At 56.0% G+C, this 23801-nt stretch carries 18 protein-coding genes and 3 tRNA genes; 6 read left to right on the top strand and 15 right to left on the bottom strand.

The features are described from left to right. The first annotated feature begins 876 nt into the window (after positions 1 to 876). Positions 877 to 2082 carry a DNA replication/repair protein RecF gene (recF, locus tag PPP56_RS10545; protein WP_353564007.1) on the top strand — a complete coding sequence of 402 codons (1206 nt, stop codon included), beginning with the start codon at positions 877 to 879 and terminating at the stop codon, positions 2080 to 2082. Positions 2083 to 2157: 75 nt separating this feature from the next. Further along, on the top strand, positions 2158 to 3702 hold the full coding sequence (locus tag PPP56_RS10550) for a M48 family metalloprotease (protein ID WP_353564008.1): 1545 nt from the start codon (positions 2158 to 2160) through the stop codon (positions 3700 to 3702). Positions 3703 to 4018: 316 nt separating this feature from the next. On the opposite strand, the gene PPP56_RS10555 is transcribed toward PPP56_RS10550, so the two are convergent. The 3 genes from PPP56_RS10555 to PPP56_RS10565 all read right to left on the bottom strand — a co-directional run bounded on the left by PPP56_RS10555 (position 4019) and on the right by PPP56_RS10565 (position 6764). Further along, complete coding sequence (locus tag PPP56_RS10555) at positions 4019 to 4477, bottom strand: MaoC family dehydratase (protein WP_353564009.1); 459 nt, start codon at positions 4475 to 4477, stop codon at positions 4019 to 4021. Between the two features lie 222 nt (positions 4478 to 4699). Continuing rightward, positions 4700 to 5722, bottom strand: coding sequence for a stealth family protein (locus tag PPP56_RS10560; RefSeq protein WP_353564010.1), 1023 nt, complete (start codon positions 5720 to 5722; stop codon positions 4700 to 4702). Between the two features lie 46 nt (positions 5723 to 5768). Continuing rightward, the gene (locus PPP56_RS10565) at positions 5769 to 6764 is read right to left on the bottom strand and encodes a hypothetical protein (RefSeq protein WP_353564011.1); all 996 of its coding nucleotides are present in this window, start codon (positions 6762 to 6764) and stop codon (positions 5769 to 5771) included. Between the two features lie 711 nt (positions 6765 to 7475). Between PPP56_RS10565 and PPP56_RS10570 the strand changes: the two genes are divergently transcribed. Beyond that, positions 7476 to 8252 carry a DUF3047 domain-containing protein gene (locus PPP56_RS10570; RefSeq protein ID WP_353564012.1) on the top strand — a complete coding sequence of 259 codons (777 nt, stop codon included), beginning with the start codon at positions 7476 to 7478 and terminating at the stop codon, positions 8250 to 8252. Positions 8253 to 8326: 74 nt separating this feature from the next. Continuing rightward, positions 8327 to 10909 carry an efflux RND transporter permease subunit gene (locus tag PPP56_RS10575; RefSeq protein ID WP_353564013.1) on the top strand — a complete coding sequence of 861 codons (2583 nt, stop codon included), beginning with the start codon at positions 8327 to 8329 and terminating at the stop codon, positions 10907 to 10909. A 452-nt stretch (positions 10910 to 11361) separates the two neighbouring features. On the opposite strand, the gene PPP56_RS10580 is transcribed toward PPP56_RS10575, so the two are convergent. The 8 genes from PPP56_RS10580 to PPP56_RS10615 all read right to left on the bottom strand — a co-directional run bounded on the left by PPP56_RS10580 (position 11362) and on the right by PPP56_RS10615 (position 14989). Next, a tRNA-Cys gene (locus PPP56_RS10580) sits at positions 11362 to 11432 on the bottom strand. Between the two features lie 93 nt (positions 11433 to 11525). Then, positions 11526 to 11599 (bottom strand) — tRNA-Arg (locus PPP56_RS10585). Between the two features lie 105 nt (positions 11600 to 11704). Further along, a tRNA-Pro gene (locus PPP56_RS10590) sits at positions 11705 to 11779 on the bottom strand. Between the two features lie 111 nt (positions 11780 to 11890). After that, positions 11891 to 12040, bottom strand: coding sequence for a hypothetical protein (locus tag PPP56_RS10595; RefSeq protein WP_353564014.1), 150 nt, complete (start codon positions 12038 to 12040; stop codon positions 11891 to 11893). A gap of 2 nt (positions 12041 to 12042) precedes the next feature. Beyond that, complete coding sequence (gene rpmG / locus PPP56_RS10600) at positions 12043 to 12207, bottom strand: 50S ribosomal protein L33 (protein WP_098061231.1); 165 nt, start codon at positions 12205 to 12207, stop codon at positions 12043 to 12045. Positions 12208 to 12363: 156 nt separating this feature from the next. Continuing rightward, positions 12364 to 12600, bottom strand: a complete 237-nt coding sequence (gene rpmB, locus PPP56_RS10605; RefSeq protein ID WP_353564015.1) for a 50S ribosomal protein L28 — start codon at positions 12598 to 12600, stop codon at positions 12364 to 12366. A gap of 204 nt (positions 12601 to 12804) precedes the next feature. Next, positions 12805 to 14070 (bottom strand): FtsX-like permease family protein, encoded by a 1266-nt coding sequence (locus PPP56_RS10610; protein WP_353564016.1) that lies wholly within the window; start codon positions 14068 to 14070, stop codon positions 12805 to 12807. Positions 14071 to 14161: 91 nt separating this feature from the next. Continuing rightward, positions 14162 to 14989 carry a hypothetical protein gene (locus PPP56_RS10615; protein ID WP_353564017.1) on the bottom strand — a complete coding sequence of 276 codons (828 nt, stop codon included), beginning with the start codon at positions 14987 to 14989 and terminating at the stop codon, positions 14162 to 14164. Between the two features lie 286 nt (positions 14990 to 15275). Between PPP56_RS10615 and PPP56_RS10620 the strand changes: the two genes are divergently transcribed. Further along, complete coding sequence (locus PPP56_RS10620) at positions 15276 to 16616, top strand: hydroxymethylglutaryl-CoA synthase (RefSeq protein ID WP_353564018.1); 1341 nt, start codon at positions 15276 to 15278, stop codon at positions 16614 to 16616. Positions 16617 to 16639: 23 nt separating this feature from the next. Here the strand turns inward: PPP56_RS10620 and ychF are convergent, their stop codons facing one another. The 3 genes from ychF to nusB form a co-directional block, all read right to left on the bottom strand. Next, entirely contained in the window at positions 16640 to 17737 is a 1098-nt protein-coding gene (gene ychF, locus PPP56_RS10625; protein ID WP_353564019.1) for a redox-regulated ATPase YchF, read from the bottom strand. A gap of 332 nt (positions 17738 to 18069) precedes the next feature. Next, on the bottom strand, positions 18070 to 18747 hold the full coding sequence (locus PPP56_RS10630) for a metallophosphoesterase family protein (protein ID WP_353564020.1): 678 nt from the start codon (positions 18745 to 18747) through the stop codon (positions 18070 to 18072). Positions 18748 to 18982: 235 nt separating this feature from the next. Next, on the bottom strand, positions 18983 to 19459 hold the full coding sequence (gene nusB / locus PPP56_RS10635) for a transcription antitermination factor NusB (RefSeq protein WP_353564021.1): 477 nt from the start codon (positions 19457 to 19459) through the stop codon (positions 18983 to 18985). Positions 19460 to 19664: 205 nt separating this feature from the next. Between nusB and PPP56_RS10640 the strand changes: the two genes are divergently transcribed. Then, positions 19665 to 22124, top strand: coding sequence for a DNA internalization-related competence protein ComEC/Rec2 (locus tag PPP56_RS10640; RefSeq protein ID WP_353564022.1), 2460 nt, complete (start codon positions 19665 to 19667; stop codon positions 22122 to 22124). Between the two features lie 707 nt (positions 22125 to 22831). On the opposite strand, the gene PPP56_RS10645 is transcribed toward PPP56_RS10640, so the two are convergent. Then, positions 22832 to 23801, bottom strand: a 970-nt coding sequence (locus tag PPP56_RS10645; RefSeq protein ID WP_353564023.1) for a phosphoglucose isomerase-related protein, incomplete at its 5' end; no start/stop codon positions are given.

Consider the following 23801-nt stretch of genomic DNA (forward strand, 5'->3'; position numbering starts at 1 on the left):
TCCCCCTTGGCCAAGGGGGAGATGTCGGCAGACAGAGGGGGTTTGAGCAGATTGCGATGATGTAAACCACAGACAATCATTTAACATCTTACCGCTACCCAAATAATATGATTAATGACTTTATACCTGTGCACTCTCTCCCTGTGAATACACTCCGGTTCGACAACGGAGACGATCATCCGCCAGAGGATCCGAATGAGGAGCCAGATGACGACAGTGACGACACTGGCAAAACCGGAAATGCGTGACTGACGGCATCTACGCTTGTCTGTCGGGTATCCGCAGGACTATGCAGCGTCTGAAAACACTTCGCAGGCTACGCGCTTACTTTTCAGGCACTACCTCATGTGCACTACCTAATGTGCTGCGAGCGATCTTTCCGGTGGGCAGAAGCGCTCTCACGCAATTCCACTGCACTCATCCTGGGGGCGTATTCCACAGACTCGTTATAGTATAAGTAAAATATGGGTCGTATTCAGAACCCGTCGTGCCTATTGCCCTATTGCAGCTAACATTTTGTGATACAGAGCCTCAGCGCCTCTGATGCGGATTTCGACATCGAACTGTTTCACTGACCACTTTCCTGCCCCTAAAGCATGGTCATGAAGAAAAAGCAGGCACGCGTTGTTGGCTGTGGGTACAAGCACGTGTGTGATGTAGTGCGACGTACGGGTCCGCACGTAGTCTCGCACCGCCTGTCTGCATAGGCGAGTCTGTAGCTGGAAGCCAGACGAGCGCTTGAGCGCTAAGCACGTGCATAAGCTCGATTATCTGGTTCAGCTTCCCTGTTTCCGACAGATCCACTTTCATGAACAAAACCGGAAGCTGGGTACGCCGTTTAGATAGTTCCGTGTTTCTGTTCGGCTCCAGCTTTTTATGACACTCGAATCGCTTCGCCTCCGCTCGTTCCGTGCTCACAAGCACACCGAGGTCGACTTTACCCCTAAGGTAAATGTGCTTGTGGGGTCGAATGGCGTTGGGAAGACCAACACGCTGGAGGCTATCCACTATCTCTGCCTCACCAAAAGCTTCGTTGCATCGAACGACACCTATGCAGTTCGGCAAGAGGCTCCGTACTTTGAGCTTGAAGGCACGTTCACTGGAGTACGTAGCCGCCCCATGACGGTCAAACTGGTGTACGTTCCGCATGAAGGCAAGCAGGTATTTGTAAACGACGCCCCGCTGGAGCGCCTTGCCGATATTGTCGGCCAGCTTCCAGTTGTTGTATTTTCACCCGAAGACCACGCACTTACAGCCGAAGGTCCCGATGAGCGACGCCGGTTTCTGAATAACATCTTGAGCCAGGCGCATCCGGCATACATGAATACGCTCATGAAGTACAACCGGGCACGCAAGCAGCGTAACGAACTGCTGCGGCAGTACCGCAAGAAATCCTCGCCTCCGCCCGAGCCTCTGCTGGCTCCGTGGACCCAGAAAGTAGTGCAGCTCGGCAGCCGCGTTGTCGCGCGGCGAAAGACGTTTTTAGGCACGTTTACCACGTACCTCCAGGATGCATACCAGCGCATCCAGACCGTTGCTGAAAAGCCAACGATCGAGTACGACTCATTTCCAACCGGTTCAACCGACCTTCCTGACAAGTCCAGTTCGATTGCTGAAGCATTCCGAGACCGGCTGCAGGAAAAGCGCGACCATGAGTACAAGCGCGGCACGACGCTCGTGGGTCCGCAGCGCGACGAGCTGATCTTTCGGCTCGACGGCCTTGAGGTGCGGCGCTATGCCTCGCAGGGCCAGCACCGCACGTTTGCGATGGCCCTGAAGCTGGCCCAGTATTTTTATCTCACCGACACCTTAGACCGCAAGCCTCTGCTTCTGCTCGACGACGCCTTCGGGAAGCTCGACACCGCCCGCACCGAGGTCTTCATGGAGCTACTGCAGTCCGACGACATCGGACAGAGTTTTATTACCAGCACGCGCGCTGCTCCATTCGAAGCGAGCGTACCTTTTCACGAACCGATCCACCAGTTGCTTCGTGTGGATACCAACGACGGGGCTGCCCGCGTTCGTTCTGATGCATCCTCCGAAAATCTATCAGAAACCGCCGCCTCGGTCTCATCGTCGTAACGCCATAGCTGCGAGCGCTATATCCATGCTGCATCCAATATCTCACCCAATATCTTACTGACGGCCACGCACATCATGCAACGAAATCCGCATACGCTGCCTACCCAACATCGCCAGACAGACATGCTGTGGATGCACCGTGTGGCGTTCTGGCCCGTGCTTCTCTTGGCTGTAGCCTTGCTGGCAACAGGATGCACGCGCGGCATAAACCCTGTCACTGGCAATACCCGCGCCCTTGGGTACTCCTGGGAGCAGGAGAAGCAGCTGGGCCGCGAGGCCGACCAGCAGATTCAGCAGCAGTACGGGGTGTACGACAACGAGGAGTTGGAAGCGTATGTGGATCGCGTGGCGCGGCGTGTGCTTGCTGAAAGCCACATGCGGCGCACTGACACCCCCGCCCAATTTCGCGAAACCGAGTTCACGTTTCGGGTGCTCGACAGTCCGATCGTGAACGCCTTTGCCCTCCCGGCCGGGTACATCTACGTATCACGCGGACTGCTGGCCCACATGAATAACGAGGCGCAGCTTGCGGTGGTGCTGGGGCACGAGATTGCTCACGTTGCCGCCCGGCACGCTTCGCAGCGCGCCGCCCGTCAGCAGCTCACTCAGATTGGATTAATCGGTGGAGCGGTACTGGGGGAGGGGCTCATCGGAGAAGGGGCTGGTAGTCAGATCTTGAATCTGGGGGGTGCGGCCTCACAACTCATCTCACTCAGCTACAGCCGAGGACACGAGCGGGAATCTGACGCACTGGGCGTCGAGTACGCGGCTCTTGCTGGCTACGAGGCCAGCGAAGGGGCTGCGTTCTTCACCACGCTGCAGCGCATCCAGGAGCAGAGCGGGCAGACCCTTCCAACCTGGCAATCGTCGCACCCCGACCCAGGTAACCGTGAGGTCCGCGTGCGTGAAATGGCCGATGAGTGGCGCCAGCGTACGCCAATGACCGAACGAAACGAAGCGGAATACCTAAACGCGGTTGAAGGGCTCGTGCTTGGCGAGAACCCGCGTCAGGGCTTCACCGAAAACAACACATTTTACCATCCCGACCTGCGCTTTCAGTTTCCGGTACCTCGGCAGTATCAGGTCGTGAACCAGGCCCGTCAGGTTGTACTCGTAGAACCTAACCAGCAAGCGATTCTCGGGCTTTCGTTTGCGCAGGAAGACAGTCCAGAAGCGTCGGCACAGGCCTTCGCCAGTCAAGAAGGATTGCGCGTGATTGACCGCAGCACGCGTAGCTTCAACGGCATTCGTGCGCAGCGTGTACTCGGTGAGGCAGACCAGCAAGGCGGGGGGGCCCTGCGCGTTGTAGCCTACTTCTTCGAGCATGAGGGCACGCAGCTTGTCTTTCAGGGGCTAACCAACCGCGACCGCTATGATACGTACCGCGACGTGTTTGCTCGCACGATTGAAGGATTTGCACCGCTGCGCGACGCAGACAAACTAAACCGGCAGCCCACCCGGGTAGGCCTACATGAAGTGTCGCAGCGCGCGCCCTTCCGGTCGTTTGTAGACGAGTCGGCTCTGCCCTCAGACCTCTCGCTCAGCGATCTGGCGATCATCAACCAGGTTGACGAAGACGAGATGATCGAGCCTGGCCGTATACTAAAACTGCCACGCTGAACGAGCAGCGCTCTCATCAAGCAACGTGTTGCCGCTGCTCACCTGTACGTCTTATGGTAGTGGATAAACGCTAAATGATAGGATGATCGAGCACCGCAGTTTTGTCTTGTTCGAATCCCCTCTCTCTACGGGTTTCTCCCCCTTAGCTAAGGGGGAGATGTCGAAGACAGAGGGGGTTTGAGCGGGCTGCGATTGTGTAAACCAGATGTCAATCACTTAACATCTTCCCGCTACCCGTCTTATACGTCTCCCTGCACATCTGATGCAATAGCAGACAGAACCCGTGCAGGGGGAAGGCAACTGGGGGAGGCCGCTGTTACGATACGCCGTCTTGATGCGCTTTGGCCCAGGCCACATCTTTTTCTGACGGCGGAATGACCGTGCCCTCGCCACCGAGCGCCATTTTTCCATCGAGGTAGACGTACGTTCGCACCTTAATGTGCTCGCGCTCCTCATTTTTGTCCGACACCTTGATCTCAACGGTCACCTCAGACCCTACAGGCACGGGGCGCAAGAAGCGACACGAGATACCCACTGCAATGCTTCCGTGCCCCGGGTAGTCGCGTCCGAGCACCTTCGAGATAAGGCCCAGCAAGAACACGCCGTGTACAACCGGCTTGCCAAAACGCGAGTTTTCTGCTGCATAGTCCGGATCTACATGAAGTGGATTATCGTCTCCGGTGATATCGGCAAATGTCTGTACATCTTCTGCTGTGATGACCCGCTTCATCGAATACGAGTCGCCGACTTCGATCTGGTCGTAGGGGTAGGCCATGAGAGAAGCACCAATTAATTCAGTCAAACAGAACGAGAACTTATATAATAGCTGATGCGCAAGTAAATAGAAACGGTCCGCACAGTCCCTCTACAAGTAGCCCGTGGACATCCAATGAATATCCGTACATAGGCCGTTTAAGGCGCGTCCTTTTCACATGCAACGCAACAGACGACCTATCACCTGATGACACGCGGGTCCAAAAGCGTTTGTAAACGCCGTCTAATGTACGTCCATTCGTGCATTGAGGGTTGCCTCTATCTTGGCTTGGACTTCTGGACTAAACTTCTCAAACCCCTGCAAGCACGTAAAAGCATATCTACCTTTTCGGATTTGGCGAAGCTTGCGCTCCAGAAGAAAAGACAGGCTCATCTCCCCGTTGATCATTGTCACGCCGTCTGTACCCTCTAATACGGCACGGTTGCGCGCAATCTCAAGATGGTGTGCGAGATATATCGCGGAAAACTGCTCTGTGCTCCGAAATTGATGCCGGATGTTTGATGCAAAGAGCTCCTCGTTATCGTCGAAAAAGGATCGCAGGGTTGCAGTGCGTATCGGGTGAGGGACATGGGGCACGTCGAAGTACCGCTTTTCGAATCCAGCCAGTTGCGCAGAGCGCATCTGCAGAAGATGGTTCATCGACCGGGTAATCCCCAGTGTCTGTTTTACTATTGTGGTCGCGATCCGGTTAACCCACATTCGAACTGGGCCAAAGCGCGAGAGGCGCTTCCACGTGCCCCGTAGCACAACCCCATCATCTGCGAAGAAGGTGCTCGGCTGGGTGGGCGCAACCAAGACAAAGTCATCATTTAAATAGATAAACCGAGAAGCGAGCCCTGGTATGCGCCAGAGCGCGGTTTCTATGGTTCGCGAGTTAAACGTAGGAAGCGCCTCCTCGTACCCTCGGAAAATCGTCGTGTGGTCTACAACGCGTATGTCTTCCGGGAGCTCGTCGTGTGCATCCAAGAAATCGGGCCGCTGATTGTCTGTGACAAGGTAGACACGCCGAATCCACGGGGCAAATGCACGGATTGATTTCAGGCAGTAGTATAGTTCGCCGTTATCCTGAAACCGGGTTTCGCTACTTCCGGTGCGTAGCATACCCTGCTGATCGGCCTCTTCTTGGTACCCTGATGCTCGTCTACGCTTTAAACGATGGTCGGGGTCGTTTCCATCAACCCACGTTACGACCGCATCAATAGGCGACTGATTACGGGATGACGGGTCAACATGCGGGTCATCCATGGCTACGTAGTGTCTAAAAATGAGCGCGCAGGAAGGAGGGATGAAGTCATGCACTTGGCGCCTCGGAAGCAGAAGACGCACGATCGTCTGCCCTGTCCGCGCTCGTTGAGTCCGCCATCGGCTGCCTCTGCGTGTACGACAGAATGAGGAAGAAGACCAGGTTGGTTAGCTTCTTCAGCACGCTGGTTACGAGCAACATACCCGCAACAGAGGCTGTAGCCATGTTCAACGTGCGCGACAGTTCGATGCCAGCCCACATGAATACCAGCTCGCGGCTCGGAATAAATGGAATGCGCTTCACAATAATGATTACCGTTGCAAAGATGAGCCAGGTGGATAGCGGCACGTCGGGCAGCACAACGGCCCATTGCGCTACTAACAGGCCATGGTGAATCACAAACCGTGTAAGGTAGATGCTAAACACGATGAGCGACGTGCGCAATGGTAAGCTGAATATATACTCGCGATACTGTACAAATAGAACGCTTACAACCGCGATGATGAACACGCCGCCCAGTACGTGTATCACGTCAACATTACCGAAGACATCTTCAACACCGATCACATCGGTAAAAATGAGGAGCCCGATTAGTACAACCGCTACCGTGTTTGATGCGACCGCCGAAAGGATATTGTTGTCACGTACATGCTTAGCGATCTCTTTGACGTCAATACCCAAGTTTTTCTGGGCCCAGGCCGCGAGATAGAACTCGCCAGAATACCCCATCACCTCATCGTTGTACACACGCTTTGTCAGAAATGCCTTAAACAGCTTCCAGCGCGACAGCGGCCATACCTGGCGATAGATAAATATCTCCGCGATGGAAAGCGTAAAGAACGAGATGAAAAACAGGATGTAGAAAAGTGGCTCTGTGGGAAGCGACCGCAGCACTTCCGCCCACCCAATTTCAAAAAGCTGATAGGCAATTACACCGACAATACCCACAACCAGAAGCCGTTGCCCCCATCTTTTGATCGGGGTTGCATACGGACTTTCATTAAATCGCCTCCAGAAACGACGCAGGCGCTGTTTGACAGTCACAAAAACGAGGGGCGTAGTTGCCAGAGTATGAGATATTACAACACGCCGTAGTGCCGAGCCGATGTGACGTTCCCTGCGTACAACGCGGCTGTTATAAAAAGCAAAACAGTATAAAGTGTGGCGCGAAATCAGGAATCTTCGCGCTAAACCGTACCTGTGGCGCAAATAGTTACACGGGCTAAATTAGCCCGATCATGAACAGCCCAAGATGCACGTTGAACGTGACTAACCCAAAAAAGGATGATGCAGCTTTTCCTAAATAGTTGTCGCCCGTTACCCGTTTACAAAAGTAGACGATGATTGCTTAAGAGCGTAATGCTTTGTAGGCATGTGCCACGCAACGAGAGGCATGTTATATAGGCATTAAGGCAGATAGCTAAGCCTACGCCATCCACAGATAAGTAATGGAGTCCCTTTCCTCGTTAGATTTCGTGAAGCACCTGTCTCTTTCTCTGTATTCCTCTCTGTATTCCATCGATTACGTGCGCCATGGCACATCTATTGGCTATATAGTACGTGTACCCCCGTGTACCCCGCAGCCAGTGAGACAGTGAGACATAGCGCAGGTCGCATCATAACGAAATAAAGCACCGGTGCTTGCCCTACGACACGTGCCTCTTACAGCGATAAGGCATCGACTACGGTTCTCCTCAAATAGCCCCCCGATCCATGTTAGTTCTGAATATGCTTTTGTCGACTGCTCGCAGTGCTATGCGCCCTGACCTTACACATTACCTGGCCCACCTGGGCAACACATACCTCCTCATATTGGCTGTTGGAGCTTTTTCTATCCCAGCTTCGGCACAAAGCACAGGCAGCGATGGAATCGTCGTTGAAGACTTCCAGAGCACTGCCGTTGGGGAACTCCCCTCCAATTGGGGGCATGCCCAACGCAGCGGTACACTCGAACCCATGGAGCGCCACATGGATGAGAACCAAAAATTCTACGTTACGGAGGAAGACGGCAAAAAATTTCTTCGTGGCGAGAGCCGTGGCGAAGCCATACGCATGTCACTGGCTGCCAACGGCGAGCAGGGGGGCATCCGGTGGGATCTGAACGAGTATCCCCGGCTGCGGTGGACCTGGCGCGCCCAGAAGTTGCCTGAAGGAGCACGCGAAGACCGCAATAGCCTCAACGATACCGGGGCTGCCCTATACGTCACGTTTGAAACGAATTGGCTGGGCCTGCCACGTAGCATCAAATACACCTACAGCAGCACGCTGCCTGTAGGCACTGTAGTCAGTTTTACAAACCTGCGCGTCATCGTTGTGGCCTCGGGCCAAGACGGGAACGTGGGCGAGTGGGTAACCATTGAGCGCGATGTCGTCGAAGACTATGACAGCGTATTTGGACGCAGCGCTCCCGACGTGCCCATCGGCATCTCGCTATGGACCGACTCTACGGAGACGGGCTCAGAATCAAAGGCTGACTTTGGAAAAATCGAGATACGCCCTCAGATCCAGCGCCCAGACCACCACTCTCGATAGCATCTCCATCAACCCGATGAGGCGCTCGCCGTTGCCTTATCCCGCTTTCGTCTGACCACGATGCCTCTTCTACTATGAGCCGACTTTTTCGGGCCCTGCGCCCCTTTATGCAGTGCGTCGTTCACTATGCCGGATGGGTCCTGGCTGGTGCAGTGCTTTTATCGGCCATCGGGGTGTTCTTTGCTCAAAACCTGCGCATCGACACCGACTTTTCGAAGCTGATCCCAAGCGACTACGACAGCGTACAGGCCCTGGAGCGGCTCCGCGATAACGTAGGCGGCGAAAGCGACCTGGCCGTTGGAATCCAGAGTCCGTCGTTTGAAGCCAATAAAGCATTTGCGGAAGACCTGATCCCTCGCGCTCTCGACCTGACGCGTGAAAGCACTGGCGAGCCGTACCTGTCTCGGGTCGAGTACAGACGCGAAACCGAGTTTCTGGAAGATAACGCGCTCTACTTTGCCTCCCAGGATGAGCTCGACCGCGTCGACGCCTTTCTGGAAGACACGATCGAGCAGGCTAAGCTCGAAGCTAATCCGTTTTACTTCGACCTTGATGAGGATGAGGAAGACGATGACGGGGCTGAATTGCAGGCTATGTACGACCGCCTCATCGGCACAGAGTATCCGATCTCGGACGACAGCACAACCATGGTCGTGCGGTTCTACCCTACGGCTACCAGCACCGATATCGGGTTTATTCGCGAGCTCTACGACGACCTGGAGGCACTCGTTGCCGAGATGGAGCCTGCCGGGTACCACGCCAATATGGAGGTGACCCTGGCCGGACGTCTCTACCGGCAGTTTACCGAAATACAGACTATTCAGACAGATGTCGCCGAGTCGTTCGGGGCTGGCGTTACCGTGCTGCTTCTGTTTGTGATGCTGTACTTCATGTACAAGTCGTACAGCGCACGCGTAGGCCGCACTGTAGACCGACGGGTGCTCATCAGTGAGGTGCTGCGTGCGCCTGTCATGGCGCTCGTAATCGGCGGCCCCTTGCTCATGAGCCTGCTCTGGACAGGCGGCGTGGCGTATCTCGCCTTTGGATCGCTGAACCTCATGACGTCCACGCTCGGTCTTGTGCTGTTCGGACTTGGCATCGACTTCGGGATTCACTTCTACGGGCGCTATGCCGAAGAACGAGGCGGGGGCGCTCGCATCTCCGATGCTATTGAAACAACCTTCCAAAGCACCGGTCAGGCCATTGCTATTGGTGCTCTTACGACTGCATCGGCCCTCCTCGTGCTTTATGCGGCCGACTTCAAGGGATTCAGTGAATTTGGCGTCATTGCGGGCATCGGCGTACTCTTCGCTCTGTTTGCTATGACCGTGGTAATGCCTGCTCTGCTCACCGTGTTGGAGCGGCTTTCGCTCATTGACCTACGCGGGCGCACAGCGGCTGCGCGCGATGCGGTCGATGTTGATGAGCGCCGATACCCTTGGGCACGTAGTATCATCATTGCCAGCATCGTCGCGGTCATTGCCTCTCTCGTTCTTCTTCCACAGGCCCAGTTTGAGTATGACTTCGGATCGCTTGAGCCTGTGTTTGAAGAGTACCGCGAACGGGCCGACGTGATCAACAGAGTAAGCACCGGCGACGAAGACCGTCGCAACCCAGCTTACATCGTTGCAGATACCCAGGAAGATGTGCCACGTATTGTAGATGCGCTGCGCGAACGCGCGGAGCAAGAAGGGTCTACTATATTGGCTGTGGAAAGCTTACAGGAGCGCTTTCCCGTTACGGAAGAGACACAGCGTGAGAAGCTGGAACGCATCGCCTCCATTCGTGAAACGGTTAACGAGAACCAGTATCTGCGCCAGGATACTTCGGAAGATATGGAGCGGCTACGCCGTGCCGCACAGACTACAGCCCCCATTCCGCTGGAGGATGTGCCCGACTTCCTGCGCAAGCAGTTTACCACGCGCGATGGCGAACTGGGCCGCTTTGTGATGGTCTACCCGTCGGTCGGACTCTCTGACGGACGCAACTCTATGGCGTTTGCTGAGGAGGTAGGTACAGTGGTACTGGACGACGGCACCACATATCACGCCGGCTCTACGTCGATCGTAGCAGCCGATATGCTCCGGCTGATGCAAGCGGAGGCCCCATACATGATTGCAGCTACGTTTCTGATCGTGATGTTGCTGATGTACGTAAACTTTGGTCGCGTGCGATGGGCCGCGCTTGCGCTCATTCCGCTGGTCGTGGGGGTGCTCTGGATGCTTCTTATCATGCAGCTCTTTGACCTGCGTCTCAACTTCTACAATATGGTCGTCTTGCCTGCTGTCCTCGGCATCGGAAACGATGCGGGGGTGCACCTGGTGCATCGCTACCGCGAGGAGGGATTCGGTAGCATCTGGCCCGTGCTGCGCTCCACAGGTGAGCATGTCACCATCGGATCCCTCACAACGATCATTGGATTTGGGGGCCTGCTGATAAGCTTTCATCCTGGCCTGCAGTCGATCGGGCTGCTCGCTGTTGTGGGCATTGGGGCAACGCTCCTCGCTGCCATTACCTTCTTGCCTGCGCTCTGGCAGTGGCTTGAAGACGAAAACTATCTATGGACACATACAGACCGGGTCGGACACGGTAACGGGCAAGCCGGCATAGACGACGTGCCCTCTACATCTTCCGACATGCCCTCCATCGACAGGTAAGGCCCGATGTAGTGAAATGGGAACTACCGGACTTTGAGCTCACAGGCGGAAGCGAGTGCCACTGGGGCAGAACCTGGATGCCGAGTGGGTTTCGCATGCGGAGCGGTGAGCCGAAATTACGGACCGTTTGCCTTGGGGCGTAGCTTTGCGCCTCAGCTCAACAGGACCGCCTGGAGCGCCCGGGCCATATAAGTAGGTACTTCTTATGCTTTAGTAAGCAAGGTTTTATAAGAAATAAGAGCAGGCTTTATCCTCAGGCTGTGCAAGCCCCAGGATAAATCTTTGTCCCTGGAAGCTTGCTCGCCGGTGCTTGCTCTTCGGACATTCGGACAGGCACCATACGTATTAGCCTTCTTATCCACTACGCAAAAAGCCCTTGTCTGTGATAGACAAGGGCTTCTTCATATTTCGCAAGCAGAAGATGTTTGCTTACAGTACGTATGCAGTAAGGGAGGTGACGGGCGGATTCGAACCGCCGTACAAGGCTTTGCAGGCCTCTGCCTAACCACTCGGCCACGTCACCGTAGATGGTAGATTGCTTTATTGGATGCAGAAGTAACAGGTTCCAGAGGCAGCGCCGTGCTGCACATGGAGTGGCTAACCTTCTGCAGAAACGCACGCCCGGCAGGATTCGAACCTGCGACCTGCGGATTAGAAGTCCGCTGCTCTATCCAACTGAGCTACGGGCGCAGGGAAAGATGCAGGGAGACTGTGTTGCACATGGGTGTCAACCTACGCCCGTGCCGCACAGCGCATGCTCGAGGCACGCCGTATGCTGTGCGGCTGCGTAGATAGTCGGGGCGGCCGGATTTGAACCGGCGACCCCCTGCTCCCAAAGCAGGTGCGCTAACCGGACTGCGCCACGCCCCGTGTGTACATTGCAAATGCAGCGTGCAGGTAGATGGTTTGCAACACCGTGCCACGCTGCTACGGTGCCTCAGTTGCGACTGGTTTGCCGCTACCGCTGCACCCTGCTCCGTGTTAATTCTTACGGCTCTTCTTCAGTTCCTCCTTCACGTTATCCAAAGGCACCATTTTCTGGCGGAAGCTGTAATGTCCGTTTTCTTTTTTCTGGGCAAATACGATACGCGCCATTTTTTTGGCTGCACCGCCTTTCTTTTGCTTAGCCATGATTACTTCTTCTCTCGATGAATGGTGTGCTTACGCAAAACCGGGTTGTATTTCTTCAGTTCAAGCCGGTCGGTGGTGTTACGACGATTCTTGGTGGTATGGTAACGCGAGGTTCCGGGCGCCTCGGTACACTCAAGAATAACTTGAACGCGGTTTCCTTTTGCCATATCGTTTTTGGTATCTATGTGTACATCCTTAGTACATCTGTGCACGGCCTCTGCTGGCGTACAGCACGCGCACAGCGCATGGTTCGATAAGCACGTGAAAGCCGAGCATGTTCTTTAGCGCCATACAGCTTTGTCAACTGCGCGCTTCTGGCTCAGCTACACGTTGACTCCTTGCCGACGCGCCTCCTTCAACACAGCCTGGATGCCTTTTTTGTTGATCGTTTTCAGCGTCTTTGCCGACACTTTCAACGTAATCCAACGATCCTCATGCGGAATGTAGAACCGCTTCTTCTGCAGATTGCGCTGAAAGCGGCGCTTCTGCTTGTTGTTGGAACGCGATACCGTATTTCCTGAAACCGGGCCTTTGCCGGTCAAGTCGTCTTTCCGTGCCATAGCGAGGGCCGTCGTTTACTCGGAGAAGGTTGTCGTTGAACCATCCTGCCTCTGGCGCGAAAAAAAAGCGCAAGAGACTCGGGGCTGTGCATTGTCTGTTGACAGTCTTTTTGTAGACGGATCTAACCCCATTTGTTTGTTAAGACATAGTGTAATTGCCTACAGACTGGCCTGGTTCCATCGCGCTTTTGATGAAGACACGGTCTACATATCCCCTTGAATGGACTGAGCAGGAGCCACCGATGCTGCGCGGGCTGCCGGATACAGCGCAGCCACAACGCACAACCCGAATGCAAGCCCGACGACAGCAAGCACGTCAGCGGTCTGTATAACCACCGGGTAGGCGTCGATCAGAAACGACTCGGCCTGGCTGAGTGGCACCAGAGCGAAGTGCTTCTGTGCCAGCGCCAGCCCGAGCCCAAGTCCGGCCCCCATACCGGTTCCTACCGCCCCGATGAGAGCGCCTTCCAGCAAAAATATGCGGCGAATGTTGCGTGCCGATACACCCAGCGCACGAAGCACCCCCACATCGCGTCGTTTCTCGATCACCACCATCGTCAGAGACCCTACGATATTGAACGCGGCAACAATAACGATGAGAAACAGGATCGCCCATGCGCCCCACTTTTCAAGCTGCATCACGTCGAAAAGCGCACGCTGCATGTCATACCAGGTGCGCACCGTGAACGCATCTGCATCGAGATCGCGCTCAAGCTGTGCTTTAAGCGCATCAGCGCGCTCAATGTCGTGCAGGCGAATGTCAATCCCCGAAACCCGATCGCCGAGCCGGAACAGACGCTGCGCCTCCGACACGCCAATGTACACCCGATTCTCGTCTTGTACCGCCTGCATATCAAAGAGTCCGCGCACGCCAAACCAGTGCAGGCGTGGTACGCTGAAGACGCTGGTGAGGCTCTGCTCGATGCCTGCTGCCGAAATAAGACCAACGACCGGAGCATCGTCTCCCTCCTGCGGCATCAGCCCGCGCGAGCGCCCCAATTCGGTATTCAGCACAATCCCGGCGCGGCTATCCCCCGTAATGTCAGAGGCGATATCGAACTGCCCGTACCGCATAGCGTCGCGCATCTCATTGGTTGCTTCTGGTGCTACGCCACGCACCGTAACCACTGTGCGAACCGGACCGGTGCCTTCGCGCTGCATCAGAACGGCGCGGCCTTCTACGAATGCAGAGGCCGAGGCCACGTCGTCGTACTGAAGAGCAAGCCGCTCCAGATCTGCAGCCTCAGCCAGTCCGGGCGCTTCTGTGCTTTCGATGCGTACGTGCGGATCCAGCGAGACCATGAGGTCGCGCACAAAGTCGAAGAAGCCGTTCATGACCGAAAGCACAACAATCAGCGCTGCCACGCCCAACGCTACCCCCACCGTGGAGAGTCCTGTAATGATCGATATGAGCGACACGCGCTTCTGACTAAACAGGTACCGCGTTGCGATTTGAAGCCGATAATCCATGCGTGCGTCTCGGTCCGTATTGCAACGAGTTGATATAACCGGCCCAATGGCTATGGCCGGGCAGAAGCGCTGCGCTATCTACACGCAACCGCTACTGAAGCCGATTTGGGGTGCCGTCTGTAAAGAGCGATTCGTCTACCGCTTCTGGCAGATCGAGCGTCGGCATCGTGATAGCCATGTTGCCTTCGGTGCTTTCTTTTCGGGTATGCAAGTGGATGCGCCCCGCTGCGCTATCGAACGCGGTTTCGCCTGTCCATATGAAGCGGCGACGCTCCGCGTCCTCAGGCATGCTCTCAAGATGAAACGCCCACTCTACAAGCCGCCCTGTCTCGCTGTCAACGTGCAGCCAGTACTGGTCACCTGGCGTAAGTCCTACGTCGCCAAACGAGAGGTGAAGCACCTCGCGGCCAGCCGTAGATGCATCAGCATCGTAGGTCCGCTGTACGCCTTCGTCGAGCACCTTCAGAGGAGCAAGCAGCCAATACGTATCGTTGATGTAGCGCTGATAGGCCTGCTGGAGCGCCTCATCCGCAGCCTCGCCAACGACCTCTTCGCCGTCTTGAAAGACCTGGCCTACAGGAGGATCGTCGTCGCTATGCAGGTCAAGCAGAGCCACCCAGTCTGTTTCGCTGTTGGTCCACTCCACCCGGTACGTGCCGGCTGTTCGGTTCCACAGATGGCGTGCTACCACGCGCTGCTGTTCGCCCTGCTCTACAGCAAAGTCAAAACGCAGGTAGGGCGCAGCCTCCCACGCCTCGCCTCCGTGCGCCTCGTACAGACGCAGTGCCAACGAATCGGCGGGCGACGCTGGAACGAACGCCGTTTCGGAGGCTGGCGATGTGTCGGTTGGCGATTCAGCGTTGCAGCCTGCGGCAAACAACATCCCCGCAAGAAATCCACAGATAACCCAGATACGCATAGTAAAGAAAGATAAACGCGACAGAAACGTAATGGATGACAGAGACCGTGCACCGCTGGAACCCGCACTGTTCGGGGCTGGTGCATCCAAAAAGCTTGTCCGCATTGCTGTGCACCTTGGTGCTGGCTCTGCTTGTGCAGCTATTTGGAGCGGTGTATTCTGCGTTTCCGTACCCGCGAACCAAGAAGTGGGTTCATTTTTGTCGCGCTTGGTGTTTTACACCGACGTGCTCCTCCTTAACGTCTCTTAACATACCCGACCTTCTCTCTCTGGCCCCTACACCGATATGGCATCTGTTGGCATCGACGCAATGGAAATATGGACCGGTAAGCTGGTTCTTGACCTGCCGAATACATTTGCTCCGGTGAAAGACGAAGCCCCTGCCAAATACACGAAGGGCCTCGGACTTACCGGTTCCTCGCTTCCGGACGTGTACGAAGACATTGTCACGATGGGCGCGAATGCCTGTAAGCGTCTTATTGAGCGCAAGGGGCTTACGCTCAACGACATTGGGCGCATCGATGTAGCCACTGAATCGTCGTTCGATCGCTCCAAGCCCGTATCCACATACATTGCAGGCTGCCTGGAACAGGTGTTCGAAGGCGACCTGTCGCATGCCAACAAGGGCGAACGCAAGTTTGCGTGCCTCTCGGGCACGCAGGCAGTCGACGACGCCTGCAACTGGATTCGAGCCAAGCGCCACCGCGGACGTGGGGCGCTCGTCGTCGTGACCGATACCGCGCTGTATGAGCGCGACGATCCAGGCGAGGCGACGCAAGGTGCCGGAGCCGTTGCGCTGTACATCACCGAAACGCCCTCAATCGTTGCGCTGTCGACCGAGCAGGGCATTGGCAGCAAAGATGAAACGGACTTCCTGAAACCCAATCAGCAGTTTCCGAGCGTTGACGGACGGCGATCTATCGGGGTCTATCTTGACCGGGTTCGTGAGGCGCTGCACGACTATGAATCGGTAGCGGGCCGCATCCACAAAGCAGATGTTTCCTACCTGCCATTCCACACCCCCTTTCCGGGCATGGTGCGCAAAGCGGCTCTCATGACCTACCGCCACCTCATCGCAGGTACCGATGAGGAAGAAACCCTACTTGGACTTGTGGGCGAGCCTCCTTCACCTGATGCGTTCGACGATGCGGATGCGTACAAAAAGGCGCGCTACGACTACCAGAAGGCGATTCGCAATACCGAACCGTTCCAGACGTGGTATACGGCCACCGTTGCTCCTACGCTCTCGCTCTCTCGTCGCACAGGGAACTGGTACACCGGCTCGGTGCATGTGGCCCGTGCCAGCGCGCTCCTCGAAGCGGCCAGGCACGACAACGACCTCGTAGGCAAGCGCATGCTGGTCGGGTCGTATGGGTCGGGCGCCCAGGCCGAGGTGCACGCCGAGACCGTGTGCACCGGGTGGCGTGCTGAGATCGAAGCGCTCACCATCGAGGATCAGTTGGATGCGCGCTACGACCTCTCATTTGAGGCATACGAGCAGATACACAGCGCGCACACCTACGGGACCGAAACCAGCATCGATCCTTTCACAACGCCCAAGAATGAGTTCGCATTTGATGGATGGGGCGATATGGGTGAGCGAACATACGCCTATGTATCCGCCTGAACGGATACCGGCGGGCGACCTGCCTACACGTTGAACCGGAAAAGCATGACATCTCCGTCTTTGACCTCGTAGTCTTTGCCTTCAGCCCGCATCACTCCAGCATCGCGAGCCGCAGCCTCTGAACCTGCTTCGACGTAATCCTCGAAGTGAATCGTTTCGGCACGAATGAACCCGCGCTCAAAGTCGGTGTGGATTGTGCCTGCTGCCTGTGGTGCTTTGGTGCCCTCCCGAATCGTCCATGCCCGTGCCTCTTTAGGACCGGCTGTGAAGAACGTGATGAGCCCGAGCAGCCGATACGCTGCCTGAATGAGCCGCTCCAGCCCGGGCTGTTCGAGACCAAGCTCTTCCAGAAACAGCTCGCGCTCTGCCGCATCGTCGAATTCCGCAATCTGCGACTCGATCTCAGCTGATATGACTGCGACCTCGGCCTGCTCCGCCTCAGCAATGGCACGCACCTCGTCTACGTAGTCGTTGCCGTCGGGCAGACTCTGCTCGTCGACATTGGCAGCATAGAGGACCGGTTTACTCGTTAGCAAAAACAGCTCTTTGATCAGCGGGCGGTCTCGTTCCTTTGCCGGGAAGGTGCGTGCAGGGTTGCTGTCGGCCAGGTGGTCGTAGAGGCGCTCGTACGTATCCAGCTTCTTCTGCGCGTCTTTGTCGCCCGTCTGGGCGGGCTTGCGCGTACGCTCCACACGCTTCTCTACTGTCTCCAGATCTTTGAGGAGAAGTTCTGTGTTGATAATGTCGATATCGCGGGCCGGGTCTACGCTCCCTGATACATGCACAACGTTGTCGTCGTCGAAGCAGCGCACCACATGAATGATCGCATCGACCTCGCGGATATTGGCCAGAAACTGATTGCCCAGCCCTTCGCCTTCCGCTGCCCCCTCGACCAGTCCGGCAATATCGACGAACTCGATGCTGGCCGGGATTACCTCTGCCGATTCAGCGAGCTCACCCAGCGTATGCAAGCGCTCATCAGGCACAGGCACCACGCCTACGTTCGGCTCGATTGTGCAAAACGGATAGTTCGCCGACTCAGCACCGGCATTGCTCAAGGCATTGAAAAGCGTCGACTTTCCCACATTGGGAAGGCCTACAAAACCACAGCGAAGAGACATAAGCGAGAAAACAGTTCAACAGTATACGAAGCGCACCCACACCCGTGGGGGCGCCTGCACAGATCCGTCCCAGCAGGACCCACCTGTGCAAGAAAACAGCGCATACATCGGACGAGACACCACTGCGATTGTGCCATGGCAGCGCGTTTGTAGGGCAGCCAGGCGCCATCTTCACCCGGATATCGCGTAACAGCGATTGGATACAGAGACGCTCCGAGAGAGCGTCGTCAGAGATGCGGGCATGTTGGTGGGTATCAAGCCAGGATGCATCTGCTTACCGGCCCCGTCTCCCAGAAGACTGCGGGGGTACTGGCAGATACTTCAGCCGGGCGCTACCGGACTGCCGGCGTGCCGTCGGCGTAACTCACCTCGATGAATGAACGCTCGGGCAGACGTACAGCGGTAAGCGTTCCCATGTCGGGCTGTTCGTGATACACGCACCCGGTGTCGATCATCAGCAGTTTATCACGATTGATGGGCTCTGCATGCGGCGTGTGCCCACACACAACCGGCTTCTCCCAGGCGAACGAGTCTGCGTCGAGATGGGCCCGCTCCCATAGGAATACTTCCTCGCCAAACTGATCTATGTTTTCCTTGATCGTGAGATCTGCTTTGAGCCCGGCATGCACGAAAAAGAAATCGTCGGTCTCGTAGTAAAGCTTTGTGTTGCGGACAAATGCTTCGTGCTCTTCAGGAATAACGACTTCGGAACCGTCTTCAGAGAGGTAACTCTGCATGGTTGTGATGCCGCCGTTGATACGCCACAGGTTAAAAGCGCCGGCATCCAGGTAGTCCAACATCAGTGCCTCGTGGTTGCCACGCAGGAACGTACACTCGTGGACCTCTTTCAGCTCCAGAAGACGATCAATGACGGCCCGCGACCCTGGTCCGCGGTCGATATAATCACCTACGAAAAGCAGATGGTCGTCCTCGGTAGGCTCAATTTCATTGAGCAGTGCATCGAGCGATGCGGCACATCCGTGGATATCTCCTATGGCGATAAGGCCCATAATGTAGACAATGATGCTGCACGTGGGCGAGAACCAGAGCGGCTACAGTCAGCGCCTTAGTAGCACACACGCAAGTGGAAAGGATGGTGATCAGGCTGTAGTTTACGAAGCAACATGCTTAAAATAAACGTACTGTTATTTTTTGACTGCGTGAGGCTCATACCTTTCCATCGAGTTTGGGTTCAAGGCGTATCAATTTCGTACAAGATGTGCATGCAGAATATGAGGTGACTACCTACGAAGCCCGCTCAGCAATGGCATCCATGCCAACACGGCCGCGCCCGGTCTTATTGAGATCTCCTGAGGTATAGAGCTCCATTAGCACCGAGTCCAGAATCCCGTTCACAAAGTCGCCGCTCTTGGGGGTGCTGAAGCGTTTCACGATCTCAATGGCTTCATCGATCGTAACCTTGGGGGGAATATCTTCAAAGTGAAGCAGCTCGCATGTAGCCATACGCAGCACCGCCCGGTCGATCGCTGAGATCCGGTCGAGTTCCCAGTTATCCAGGTGCGCCTTCAGATAGATGTCAATCTGCCGCTCGTTCTTTGCCGTGGTCTTGAAAAGCGCCTGAGCGAACTCAAGGACATCCGGATCCCCTTCCAGTTCAGGCTCAATCAGGGTGTATACATGATGGCGTGGCTTGCCACCCGCCAAGTCACGGGCGTACAGCGCTTGCATCACACGCTCGCGCGCTTGTCGTCGAGAGCTCATTGGCAGAGGGAGAAGGTCATAAGTGAATGCAGACGCATCCTATCTGCTCCGCACGTGGGCTGATTCCGGATGTGTCTGCAAACCCCATGGTTTCACACCTGATTCGCACAAGTGCACTTTTTACGTTGCATCTGCCTGTCCAGTAGTGTCCTGCATGTGCATATGTGGCTGTGCGTGTCTTGCCCTGGTTCAACGTATTCCCCCTATGCCTGCGCCAAACACCGTTCCGCTTCTGGCCTGTGCTATTGCATTTGCGCTCGGCACAGCGGGAGCAGCAGCCGGTTTTCTCACATGGATGGTGTGGACCGGCATACTTGCTACAGGATTGCTGGGCATCATGCTCGGTATCTGGCATCAGCACATGCACCTGGTTAGCCTGGGCCCAACGCTCTACACCCTCTCGCTACTCGTCGTGCTGGTTGCCACTGGCGGACTGCGATATACGCTCTGGCAGAGCCCACCTCCAAACAGCTTGCGTACGCTTCCCACTTCCTTTATAGGGTCTTCGCTCCCCGTAGAGGTGGCTGGCACGATCCGGAGTCCGGTTATCGCCTCAGAGGAGTCTGTCCGTTTCGTGCTTGAGGCAGACCGCCTCTTCACAGCCACTGACACGCTTCGTATCCGGGATCAGATACAGGTGCGGTGGCAACATTCTGCGTGGGCCGACATGCCCGAGGCCTTTCCTGCGGTCATAGCCGGGGAGCGCTGGCAGATGCAAGGACGCTTGCGCCCTCCGCCGGCACCGCGCAACCCGGCCGATTTTGACTACGGCGCCTACCTGCGTCAGCATGGAATCTACTGGACGTTGCGGGTTGCTTCTTCAGAAGACGTTGTGCACCGGGCCTCAGCTCCTGCCGGGTACGACCGCCTCGTGCATCACATGCGCGCTTTCGTCTACGAGCAGCTGAACACCCACGTGCATACCGATGCAGCGCGTGGCATTCAGCAAGCGCTGCTCCTGGGCGATCGCAGCGACGTACACCCAGACCACCGAATCCACTTTGCTGCAACGGGGCTCATGCACCTGCTCGCTGTTTCGGGACTCCACGTGCTGCTCGTAGGCCTGGTTGTCTACCAGCTCTTACGCCCAATGCTCATGCGCCTCGGGTGGCCGCAGCGCCGCGTTGACATAAGCCGGGCTGCCTTTACGCTGCTCTTGTTGGTCACGTATGTTGCCCTTACGGGTGCGCGCCCATCGGTTGTGCGCGCTGCGATTATGGCAACCATTCTGATTGGCGGGTCGCTCGCGCAGCGGTCTTATGCTACGCTGAATGCCCTTGGTGCAGCTGGTCTCATCCTTCTTTGGATGCGTCCTGCAGCGCTCTATGATCCCGGATTTCAACTTTCATTTGCGGCCGTTACGGGTATCGTGCTGTTCAACCCGAAGCTTATGAACGCTCTGCCGGCATGGTGCACTCGGGGCAAAACCCTCCGGTCAACGACACAGTCGGTTACGGTGTCGGCGGCAGCGCTGCTTGGAACAGCTCCGTTTCTGCTCCTCCACTTTGGATTTGTATCAATAGCCGGGCTTCTTCTCAATGTAGTTGCGATTCCTATCACGGCGCTTGCACTCTCTGCAGGTATCCTTACACTCGTAACCAGCTTTCTACCCAGCGTAGCGATGCTTTTTGGCGCAGCAGCTGACGTGCTTACTCAATCTCTTGTTGCGGTGGCGTCTTGGGGGGCCACCGCGTTTGGACACTGGCAGTGGGCTGCTCCTTACGTGCCAGCCGGTGTCGTAGCGGCACTGTCAGCTGTTCTTCTTGTCTTTGGGGGGATGCGTACGTGGCGCTCCAAACACGGTGCTATGGCGCTTTTGGCTGTGCTCACGGTCGCCGTGTGGGGGATGATGGCTTCACGCCCACTGCAGCCAACACTCGACATCCTCTTCTTCGACGTTGGTCAGTCCGACGCAGCGCTCGTTCGGACCCCTGACGGACATCACCTGCTTGTGGATGCAGGGCTTCGCACGCCGCACTCTGATGCTGCTGAGCGTACAATTCTTCCTCATCTGCGCTATGCAGGGATTCGTTCTCTCGACGCCGTGCTCGTTACGCATCCACATGCTGACCACATCGGAGGGCTGCCTGCTCTTTTACGTGCTGGAGTTGTAGATGCTGTATGGGACAATGGTCAGCCTGACGATGGCATGCTTTATCGTGATGTGCGCCATCTGGTAGATAGCCTTGACGTTATGCACCGCTCCGTTCTGCGAGGAGATACACTTGCCTTGGGGGCGCATGCTCGTGTTGTTGGGCTTGCCCCCACTTTAAACCCTGCCAGCGATGGGCTGCATGGCCATAACGAACAATCTGTTGTCACCGCGCTCCATTATGGATCTGTGCAGGTACTCTTTACAGGTGATGCTGAGCATGGACTGGAAGGGCAACTCGTGGATCTCTACGGTGACCGGCTGCAGAGTGATATCGTAACGGCTCCCCACCATGGGTCCATCACCAGTAGTACGTCTCCCTTCGTTCAATCCACTGCCAACCCAGCCCGAACCCATGTCGTGATTAGTGCAGGAGCCTACAATATGTTTGGGTTCCCACACCCGCAGGTCGTGGAGCGATGGCGAACGGCTGCAGCCGAAGTTCACTCTACAGCAGGACGTGCGGTTTGGCTTCGTACCGATGGGACGTCTGTCTGGACTGTGAATTGGTAAACCTGCAACAATGGACCGACAATGTGACATGCTTGCAGAATGCCTGCTATCCGACCCATACATTACCACGAGAGAATACGCAGACCTGAGTAGGTGATATACTTCAGTGTACAGGAGTCGAACTGATCAGTTGCGGTATACGTGAGTGTATCGGTTCATGATCACGCATCGAGTCGCTTTTGCGTTTTCCACATGCTTATATAATAGTAATATATGTTTTAAAATTAAAAAGCTGTATTAGTAGTAGGGGCTGTGGATATGTGGAAAACCTCTTTATGCACATGCTGAGGGCCCCAATGTGAATAACTTAGGGGAGTTATCCACAACCTATCCACACAAAAGGGGCCGTGATAAGTCGGCACGGGCGCGTCAGGGCAGATTTCGGTATGTTATCCACATATCCACGACAAAAGCTCAAATTGAGCGGACATGTTATCCACAGTGTTGATAACTGTGGATAAGTTGGGAGCATTTGTGGATAACTGGGTAGTTGTGCACATGAAGATTAGACGTGTGGGTAACTTGCAGGTTATCCAGAAGTTATGCCCGACTTATCAACAGGTTATCCACAGATTTTGTGGATAACCTGACGAATCGCCAGAATAGACAAAACAAAAGCCCAACCTGTCCACATTGGCGTAGACAAGTTGGGCTCTATTCGAGCGATCCTTGCTCTGAAGGCGCTGTGTAGGGGAAACGGTCAGCGGTTAGCGACCGAGTCGCTGGTACATTTCACGCTTGTAGTCTTCAACACCGGGCTGATTGAAGGGGTTAACGCCGAGTGCATAGCCGCTCACGGCAACGGCATGTTCAAAGAAGTAGAGCAGCCCGCCGATTGAGCCGGGGCTGATGTCATCGAGCCAGAGCGTACAGTTCGGGACGCCTCCGTCCGTATGGGCCTGGGCTGTTCCTTCATATGCACCTTGCGTAACGGCACTCATGGGTTGGTTGGCCACATAGTTGAGTCCGTCGAGGTTAGCCTCGCTATCTGGAATCTGTATGTCGGCTCCGGTGTCCTCAGCCATGAGGAAGGTTTCCGTCACGATGCGTTGCCCGTCTTGCATGTACTGGCCGAGCGAGTGAAGATCGGTGGTGTACTCGACCGTTGCCGGGAATAATCCGGTGCCGTCCTTGCCCTCACTTTCTCCGAAGAGCTGCTGCCACCAGGCGCCAATGCTGGCCAGGCAGGGTTCGAACGTTGCCAGCACCTCTACGTCGTATCCGTTCTGAAGCAGAGCATAGCGTAGCGCGGCGTACTGTAGGGCCGGATTATCAGAAGGGTCATCGAGGTGGCGGTGCATGTCGACCGCGCCGTAGAGGAGCGAGCGGATGTCGATGCCCGCTGCAGCAATAGGGAGTAGCCCAACCGGCGTGAGAACGGAAAAGCGCCCACCCACATCGGGAGGGATGACGTAACGCGTATACGCATGGCTTTCTCGCAGCGCATTCAGCGCTCCGCCTTCCGGACTCGTCGTGATAATGATGCGGTCGTCGGCGTCGTCGAAGCGGTCTTCCATCCACTGTCGTACCACGCGAAACGCAAGAGCGGTTTCGAGAGTCGTGCCGCTTTTCGAGATAACATTCACGAAGACGGACTTCCCGTCGAGGTGGGCAAGGAGCTGCTTCAAGTACGCGCCGCTGGTCTGGTGCCCGGCGAAATGCACGGCCGGCGGTTGC

The sequence above is a fragment of the Longimonas sp. genome (assembly GCF_040409695.1).
In the GTDB taxonomy this organism is placed as follows: Bacteria; Bacteroidota; Rhodothermia; order Rhodothermales; family Salinibacteraceae; genus Longimonas.